Raw genomic sequence first — 5,928 nt, forward strand, 5'->3', positions numbered from 1 at the left:
CGCGTTTGCGGTCCGGATCGGTGCGACGCAGAGTCATGATGGCGAGGCTGACGAAGAAGAAGGCGCACAGCGTGCCGCCGTTCGACACTGATGCGAGCTGGCCAACCGGGAAGAAGGCCGCCGAGATGGCGACGCCCACGCCGGTGATGATCGTCACCACGTGCGGCGTGCCGTATTTCGGGTGCACCTTTGACAGGGCGCCCGGCAGCAGGCCATCGCGGCTCATCACGAAGAACACGCGGGTTTGCGCGAACATCATCATCAGGACGACGGACGGCAGCGCGAAACCGGCGGCGAGACCCAGCACGTTGCCAACGCCGGGATGGCCGATGGCGCGCAGCACGTGGGCCAGCGCTTCGTTGGAGCAGACGACGGGCAGCGTGGCTTCGGCAAAGGTCTTGCACTGGGCGACCAGTTCCGGCGAGCCGGGCGCCAAGGCTTCACCGTTCGGGCCAAACACCGGCTGCGCGCCATAGCTGCCGATCACGCCGGCACCCACCAGCATATAAAACACGGTGCAGATGGCCAGGCTGGCAATCAGCCCGATCGGGATATTGCGCTGCGGGTTCTTGGTTTCTTCGGCGGCTGTGGAGACCGCATCGAAGCCCACGAAGGCAAAGAAGATGATCGATGCAGCGCCAATGGCACCCGTCGCGCCCAAGGGCAGGAACGGTTCGAACTTGTCGGCTGTGGCCGCCGGAACCGCCAGGAAGATGAACGCGGCCAAGGCCACCACTTTCACGGTGACCAGCACGGAGTTGACCGTGGCGCTTTCCTTGGTGCCCAGTACCAGCAGCCAGGTGACCGCCAGCGCGATGACCACCGCCGGCAGGTTGATGATCCCGCCGGCATAAGGCCCCGTAACCAATGCTGGTGGCAGCTGGATACCGAGGAAATTGTCGAGCACGCCGACCATGTAGCCTGACCAGCCGACTGCAACGGCGGACGCGGCCACGGCATATTCCAGCACCAGCGCCCAGCCGACGATCCAGGCGAGGATCTCGCCGAAAGTGGCATAGGAATAGGTGTAGGCGCTGCCCGAAACCGGCACCATCGCGGCCAGTTCAGCATAGCAGAGCGCAGCGAGGCCGCAGACCAGCGCCGACAGCACGAAGCTGATAAGCATGCCCGGCCCGGCCATCTGCGCGGCTTCGGCGGTGAGCACGAAGATGCCGGTGCCGATGATGCCGCCAATGCCCAGCATGGTGAGCTGGAACGCCCCCAGCGAGCGGGTGAGCGATTTCTTTTCAGCGGTCGCCAGGATCGAATCCAGCGACTTGACGCGCCATTTGTTCAAGCCAAATCCCCTTGCAGGGAGCGCCGATTCCGACCCCATGTGGTTCGGCGTCTCCGTCATGGGAATGTCATGCCCAGCAATGGTGGGTGCGGTCAAGGTGGCAGAGCGGCGAAGGCGGTCACTGACCATGTGACAGGAATCACAAAAACGGCTGGCGGTTGCACAAATCACACATTATGGTGCCGGGATGACTGTCCTCACGCCTGTTGAAGCCCATGCGCTGGCCCGTATCGATGGGCTGCGTCCGGCCCTGCTGGCCGAGATCGAAGCTTGGGCGGCGATCAACACCGGCAGCCGCAATCTGGCTGGGCTGGCGCAGATGATTGACGTGCTGGATGCGGCCTTTGCCCCGCTCGGCGGTACGGCGACACGGGTGGCTGCGGCCCCGGCCAGCCAGATCGATGCCGGCGGCACCGAACGAGCGCTGCTGCACGGCGACAATCTCCATATCGTCAAGCGCCCCAATGCGCCGGTGCGCGTGCTGCTGACCGGCCATATGGATACGGTGTTCCCTGCCGATCACGCGTTTCAGATGTGCCGCTGGCTGGATGCCGATACGCTGAACGGCCCTGGCGTGGCCGACATGAAGGGCGGCATCGCGGTCATCAAGGCGGCACTGACCGCGCTGGAGGCCAGCCCGTTTGCAGATGCCATCGGCTGGGAAGTGATCCTCAACAGCGATGAAGAAGTGTCCTCCCCCGGCTCTGCGCCCTTGCTGGCCGAAGCGGCCAAACGTTGCCACCTCGGCCTGACCTTCGAACCGGCGCTTCCCGATGGCACCTTGGCCGGTGCGCGGGCGGGATCGGGCAATTTTTCCGCCGCCATCCACGGCCGAGCCGCCCACGCCGGGCGCAATCCGCAAGACGGACGCAATGCGCTGCTCGCCGCTGCCGATCTGGCGCTGCAGTTGGCAAGCCTTGCCGGCGACGATCTGTCGGTCAACCCGGCCAGGATTGACGGCGGCGGGCCGAACAATGTCGTGCCCGATGCTGCCGTGCTGCGCTGGAACATGCGCCCGCGCAGTGCAGCCGCCCAGCTGCGCGCCGAAGCCGGGATCAACGAGGCCGTGGCGGCAGTGGCGACGGCGCACGACGTGCATATTCACGTGCACGGCAGCTTTGCCCGCCCGCCCAAGCCGCTCGACGCCAATCAGCAGCGCCTGTTCGATCTGGTGAAATCGTGCGGCGCCTCATTGGGCCTGGCCATCGGCTGGCGCGATACCGGCGGCGTGTGTGACGGCAACAATCTTGCCGCCACGGGCCTGGCGGTGGTCGACACGATGGGGCCGCGCGGCGGCGCCATCCACAGTGCAGAAGAATTTCTGTGCGCCGATTCGCTGGAAGAACGGACGAAGCTGGCCGCATTGGTGCTGATGCGCGTCGCGCAACATGGGTGGAAACGATGACCTCTGCCCCAATTGCGCCTGCGATTGCGCCTGCGATTGCTCCGGGTGAATGGCGCGTGCGCCCGGCGCGCAGCACCGATCTGCCGGCCGTGCTGGCGCTGGCCAAGCTTACCGGTGGTGGTTTCACCAATCTGCCCGCCGACGAAGGCGCCCTCGCGCGCCGCATCGCCTGGTCTGATGCCAGCTTTGCCCGGCCCGAAGCTGAGCCGCACAACGAACTGTATCTGCTGTTGCTGGAAGAAGTGGCAACCGGACGGATTGGCGGCACCGGCATGGTGTTCAGCCGGGTCGGCGCGGAATGGCCGTTCTACAGCTACAAGATTTCCACTCTCACCCAAACCAGCAAGGAACTGGCCCGCACGCTGCGCATCCAGTTCCTGTCGCTCACCAGCGATTTTGACGGCGCGTCGGAAGTGGGCGGGCTGTTCCTGCACCCCGATCTGCGCACCGGCGGGCTGGGCCGCTTGCTGGCCCGCGCGCGATACCTGTTCATTGCCCAACATCGCGCCCGCTTTGGCGACCGGGTGATAGCCGAACTGCGCGGCGTGATGGATGCGGCGGGCCATTCGCCGTTCTGGGATGCGCTGGGCGCCAAATTCTTTGGCATCAGCTTTCCCGAAGCCGATAAGTTCAACGCCGTGCATGGCAACCAGTTCATCGCCGATCTGATGCCGCGCCATCCGATCTATACCGATCTGTTGTCCGATGATGCCCGCGCCGCCATCGGCCAACCACATGGCAGTGGCCGCGCGGCACTGGCCATGCTGCTCTCCGAAGGCTTCAGTTTCGACAATTATGTCGACATTTTCGACGGCGGCCCAACCGTGAGCGCCCGCATCGACGATCTGAAGTCCATCCGCGGCGCCAGCGAAGCCGAGATTGCCGCGCTGGCCGATGCCATCGATGGGCCGCCGCAGCTGGTGGCCGCCGGCGCGCTGCACGATTTCCAGGCCTTTTTGTCGCCGCTGGCCGATGATGCTCGCACACTGCCCGCTGCGATTGCCGAACCGTTGGGCATCACGCCCGGCACGAGGATCCGTCATGTCGCTTGCTGAACTGGTTTCCACCGATCCCTGCACCGGCGAAGCCATCTGGGCTGGCCCGGTGGGCGGCGTGGCGGCCGCTGTGGCCCGGGCGCGGGCCGCAGCCCCCGGCTGGGCGCGCACGCCGCTGGCAAAACGCATCGCCATCGCGCGCGCCTTCAAGGCCGCCGTGGAGGCGGAGGCCGACGGCTTTGCCCGCCTGATTGCCGCCGAAACCGGCAAGCCATTGTGGGAAACCCGCACCGAAGCTGCCAGCGTGGCGGCCAAGGTGGAAATTTCCATCACCGCACAGGCCGAGCGCGCGGGCGAGAAACTGGCGGAAGGGGGCGGCGTGCGCCAGGAGTTGCGCCACAAGCCGCACGGCGTGCTGGCGGTGCTGGGGCCCTATAATTTCCCGGCGCATTTGCCCAACGGCCATATCGTGCCGGCGCTGCTGGCCGGCAACACGATCGTGTTCAAGCCATCCGAACAGACGCCCGCCGTGGCCGAACTGATGGCCAGCCTGTGGGCGCAGGCCGGCCTGCCCGATGGCGTGCTGAACCTTGTTCATGGCGGCGGCGACGTGGGACGCGAACTGGCCGGTGCCGAGATCGACGGCCTGTTGTTCACCGGTTCGGCGCACGTTGGCGCAGCCCTGGCGCGGCAGTTTGCCGATACGCCGCACCGCATATTGGCGCTGGAAATGGGCGGCAACAATCCGCTGGTGGCTTGGGGATTGGATGACATCGACGCGGCGGCAGCCACGGTGGTGCAATCGGCCTTCCTGTCGGCCGGCCAACGCTGCACCAACGCGCGCCGCCTGATCCTAAGGCAGGGCGACGACCGGTTGGTAGAGGCTGTGCTGGCGCTGACTGATCGCCTGATCGTCGGCGCGCCCTTCGATGAACCGCAGCCGTTCATGGGTCCGGTGATTTCCAATTCTGCTGCCGATGGGCTGGAGCGCGGCTGGGCTGGCTTGCAGGCCGCCGGTGGCCGAGTATTGCGCCCGCTCGTGCGCGCCCGTGCTGATAGGCCGTTCCTGTTCCCCGCCATCATCGACATGACCGGCCATGGGCCGTCCGACGACGAATTGTTCGGCCCGGTGCTGCAGATCATCCGCGTCGCTGATTGGGATGCGGCCATCGCGGCGGCCAACGCCACGCGCTTTGGCCTCGCTGCCGGGCTGATCGGCGGCGATGTGGCGCGCTTCGATGATTTCTGGGCGCGCAGCCGTGCCGGGATCGTCAACTGGAACCGACCGACCAACGGCGCCTCATCCGCCGCGCCGTTCGGCGGTATTGGGGCCAGCGGCAACCATCGCCCATCGGCCTATTACGCCGCCGATTATTGCGCCTTCCCAGTGGCGACGCTGGCCGCCGATGCACTGGGCGGCGGCATCACCACGGGCCTGAAGCCATGATCCGCGAAATCAACTTCGATGGCCTGATTGGGCCGAGCCACAATTATGCGGCGCTCTCGCTCGGCAACCTGGCCAGCGCGCGCCATGGCGGCGCCACCAGCCGTCCGCGCGCGGCGGCGTTGCAGGGCATCGCCAAGATGCGCTTCGTGACGGGGCTAGGGCTCACGCAAGGTTTCCTGCTGCCGCTGGACCGGCCGAACGTCGGCTTCCTGCGCCAGATGGGCTTTGTCGGAACGGACGAGCAGGTGATTGCCCGCGCTGCCGCCGAAGATCCGCGCCTGTTCGCCACCGCGGCCTCGGCCAGTTCGATGTGGACGGCCAACGCCGCCACCGTTTCGCCGGCGCCCGATACCGAAGATGGCCGCTGCCACATCAGCGCCGCCAACCTGTCGCGCATGGCCCATCGCTCCATCGAACATCCCGAAACCCACGCGCAATTGGCCGTCGCCTTTGCCGATCCGGCCTTTGCGGTGCACGAAGGGCTGCCAGCCGCCTTTGGCGATGAAGGTGCCGCCAATTTCATGCGGCTGTGCAGCGCGCACGATGCGCCCGGCCTCGAAATCTTCGTGTTCGGTGAGGAAGGCGGCCGCTTCCCCGCACGCCAGAACCGTCGCGCCTCCGAAGCCATCGCCCGCCGCCACGGCGTATCGAACGCGCTGTTCGTGGCGCAGAGCCAGACCGCCATCGATGCCGGCGCCTTCCATAATGACGTGGTGGCGGTGGCCAACGGCAATGTGCTGTTCGCGCATGAGCACGCCTTTGCCGATGCGGCCGGCCTGAAGGC

General features: G+C 66.4%; 5 protein-coding genes. 4 read left to right on the forward strand and 1 reads right to left on the reverse strand.

The features are described from left to right. Positions 1-1,336, reverse strand: a 1,336-nt coding sequence (locus RMO81_RS05810) for an amino acid permease (RefSeq protein ID WP_409049590.1), incomplete at its 3' end; no start/stop codon positions are given. 148 nt (positions 1,337-1,484) lie between these two features. Here RMO81_RS05810 and RMO81_RS05815 point away from each other — a divergent pair. The 4 genes from RMO81_RS05815 to RMO81_RS05830 form a co-directional block, all read left to right on the forward strand. Next, positions 1,485-2,702 (forward strand): hydrolase, encoded by a 1,218-nt coding sequence (locus RMO81_RS05815; RefSeq protein ID WP_310474828.1) that lies wholly within the window; start codon positions 1,485-1,487, stop codon positions 2,700-2,702. After that, a complete protein-coding gene (locus tag RMO81_RS05820; RefSeq protein ID WP_310474829.1) occupies positions 2,699-3,757 on the forward strand; it encodes an arginine N-succinyltransferase in 1,059 nt (352 codons plus the stop codon). Before RMO81_RS05815 ends, RMO81_RS05820 begins: the two co-directional genes overlap by 4 nt. Further along, the gene (gene astD / locus RMO81_RS05825) at positions 3,744-5,144 is read left to right on the forward strand and encodes a succinylglutamate-semialdehyde dehydrogenase (protein WP_310474830.1); all 1,401 of its coding nucleotides are present in this window, start codon (positions 3,744-3,746) and stop codon (positions 5,142-5,144) included. The genes RMO81_RS05820 and astD overlap by 14 nt, the downstream gene beginning before the upstream one ends. Continuing rightward, positions 5,141-5,928 (forward strand): N-succinylarginine dihydrolase (locus tag RMO81_RS05830; protein ID WP_310474831.1); only part of this gene is annotated, 788 nt, incomplete at its 3' end. The genes astD and RMO81_RS05830, both read left to right, overlap by 4 nt.

The sequence above is a fragment of the Sandarakinorhabdus sp. genome (assembly GCF_031422795.1).
In the GTDB taxonomy this organism is placed as follows: domain Bacteria; phylum Pseudomonadota; class Alphaproteobacteria; order Sphingomonadales; family Sphingomonadaceae; genus Sandarakinorhabdus.

Bases quoted from the DNA above. Each gene is read 5' to 3' on its own strand.
- astD (WP_310474830.1), top strand. From the start codon at position 3,744: ATGTCGCTTGCTGAACTGGTTTCCACCGATCCCTGCACCGGCGAAGCC.
- RMO81_RS05820 (WP_310474829.1), top strand. From the start codon at position 2,699: ATGACCTCTGCCCCAATTGCGCCTGCGATTGCGCCTGCGATTGCTCCG.
- RMO81_RS05815 (WP_310474828.1), top strand. From the start codon at position 1,485: ATGACTGTCCTCACGCCTGTTGAAGCCCATGCGCTGGCCCGTATCGAT.